This window comes from Thermogemmatispora sp. (genome assembly GCF_019683755.1).
Lineage (GTDB): Bacteria > Chloroflexota > Ktedonobacteria > Ktedonobacterales > Ktedonobacteraceae > Thermogemmatispora.
The window spans coordinates 1-2400 of the sequence record NZ_JADGHT010000510.1 but is presented as its reverse complement, the minus strand read 5'-3'; the positions used below and the strand labels follow the sequence as shown (position 1 = coordinate 2400).

The window sequence follows — 2400 nt, the reverse complement described above, 5'->3', positions numbered from 1 at the left end:
TTCTGATCGAACCGATCCGTCGCCGGGCGGGTGTAAAGGATGTACTGACAGCATGACCGCGCGTGTTGCAAGTGGCACCTACATTGTAACAAATGGGAACAGCTGACGCAACTGGGAACAGCTTTTCCTTTCTTCCTTCTTGTCTGCCTGACCAAGTCCTCTCTGAGCCTGCCTTGTCCAGCTCTCGCTCGCTTACGCGCCGGTCATCGCTGTGATGACGGCTAGAAAGCCTTTTCGCTCTCGCGTCTCTCGCCGGTCTCGCTGAAAAAGAGCCGACGAGGCGCTCGGCCTGGTTGATACGCTAGGGTAGGAACCCGTGGGGGACCCGTGGCGACCCTGGTTGCTGAACACGGAGGGGTTGCCGCGCCGAGTCCTTCTTATCTTGTCTTGTCTTGAGGCTAGCGGGCCGGCGCCTGACAGCGAGTGTTCGCGCTTGAAAAGCTTAGGAACCTGATCGGCAGCAGCCAATTGGCTCTGTTCATCAGGCCCCTCTGGTCCTGGTCAATGCTCACGTCCCAGGCGCAGGGCCAGGAGCAGCGCAAACGAGACCGCCAGTACCAGTACTGAGAGCGCCACCGCCGCATCAAGGTTGGTTTCCGCCGCGATGTAGATGGCGATCGGCATCGTTTGCGTAGTTCCGGGAAAATTGCCTGCAAAAGTGATGGTCGCGCCGAACTCGCCCAAGGCTCGCGCCCAGGTCAGGCCCATGCCGCTGAGCAGGGCCGGACGGATCAAGGGTAACACCACGCGGCGGAAGGTATAGAAGGGTGAAGCGCGCAGCGTATAGGCTGCCTGCTCGTAGCGAGGGTCAAGCTGCTCTAGGCCTGCACGCGCGCTGTTCACAAAGAAGGGGGCAGAGACGAAGGTCTGAGCCATGACCACAGCCACTGTCGTAAAAGGAAGACTGATGCCCAGGGCGCTGAGGTACCGGCCCAAGAGGCCGAAGCGTCCGAAGGTCAAGAGCAGCGCCACTCCCGCCACTACCGGCGGCAAGACGGTCGGCATCGTCACCAGGGTCTCCAGTAGCCGCCGTCCTGGCAGAGGCACGCGCGCCAGTACCCAGGCGACCGGCAGCCCAAAGAGGACACTGAGGAGCGTGCTCGCCGTGGTGGTTACCAGGCTCAGCTGCAGGGCCATGAAGGTGTCGGGTTGGGTCAAAGCACTCCAGAGCTGCTGCGGTGACTCGCGCAAGAGCAAAGCCGCCAGCGGGATGCCCAGAAAGAGTAGAAAGCTGGCGGCCAGGAGCCCGACTAGAACCGCCATCAGGATGCGACCCGGCAGAGGTGCAAGCCAGGGGCGCCGGCCTGACGGCCTGGTGGCGCTGGGGGCCGGCGCCTGTTGTACATCAACCATTCTTCGGGATGAACTGGTACTTCTCTAGGGTCGCCTGCCCCTGCGGCCCAAGCACATAGTCAACAAAGCCCTGAGCCTCAGTGGCGTGCGCCGAAGCCTTGACAACCGCAATCGGATATTGGGCAATGACGTTAAATTCATCAGGGATAGGAATGACTTTGACTTTGCCCTGAGCGCTGGCGGCGTCGGTCTGATAGACGCAGCCGGCATCGGCCTCGCCTAGCTCAACCTTCTGCAACACTGCCGTTACATTGTCCTCCTGAGAAATGACATTGCTCAAGAGAGCCTTTTCGAATTGAGGACCATAGGTTGAGGATTGCGCCATCTTATCGAAAGCCTGGCGGCAGTATTTGCCCGCAGGCACCGTGGAGGCAGCGATATCGAACTTCAGGCCCTTCTTGGCAAGGTCTGGCAGCCCGTTGACTCCGGCGGGATTGGAGGCCGGCACGATGATCACCAGCCGATTCTTGGCAAAGACCTGGGGATTGTTGACAAGGCCTGCCTGACTGGCTTTGTTCATGTTATCCAGGTCGGCGGAGGCAAAGACATCTGCAGGGGCGCCGTTGGCAAGCTGCTGCTCTAAGACCTGTGAACCGGCAAAGTTGAACTTAAAGCTGACATTAGGGTGGGCCTTGTGATACTGGTTAGCGATGTCCTGAAAGGCATTCTTGAGGGATGCGGCGGCGAAAACGTTGAGCGTAACCGCCGGGGCGCTGGTGCCGCTAGCACCGCTGGTGCTTCCGCTACTGCTGCCGCAGGCAGCCAGTAGCAGGAGCACGAGAAGCGCGAGGATCGCGCTCCCTGAAAGGAGCTTCCAGCGAGCCTGACGGCGTGGCGAGCAACAGGCCATCCGTGCTGGAACAGTGGGCTTGGCGGGCATAATGGGGCCTCCTTCTTCTCCCTGCTCTCTAGCTTAGCTATGAGCGCACTTGAAATAGTGGTGAAAACTCTATTTTTGAGTATTCACAAACTGAGTATAGAGAAGGAATTGCCGAGATGTCAAGCCGAGAAGGGGATCGAGCAAGGGAAAGCGGGTGAGGGGGGAAC

2 protein-coding genes are annotated in these 2400 nt (G+C 59.7%); both read right to left on the bottom strand.

Features of this window, described 5'->3' with window-relative positions:
- Nucleotides 1-501: 501 nt before the first annotated feature.
- Nucleotides 502-1353, bottom strand: coding sequence for an ABC transporter permease (locus IRZ24_RS19425; RefSeq protein WP_297168162.1), 852 nt, complete (start codon nucleotides 1351-1353; stop codon nucleotides 502-504).
- Complete coding sequence (gene modA, locus IRZ24_RS19420; RefSeq protein WP_297168160.1) at nucleotides 1346-2233, bottom strand: molybdate ABC transporter substrate-binding protein; 888 nt, start codon at nucleotides 2231-2233, stop codon at nucleotides 1346-1348. The genes IRZ24_RS19425 and modA overlap by 8 nt, the downstream gene beginning before the upstream one ends.
- Between the last annotated feature and the right edge of the window lie 167 nt (nucleotides 2234-2400).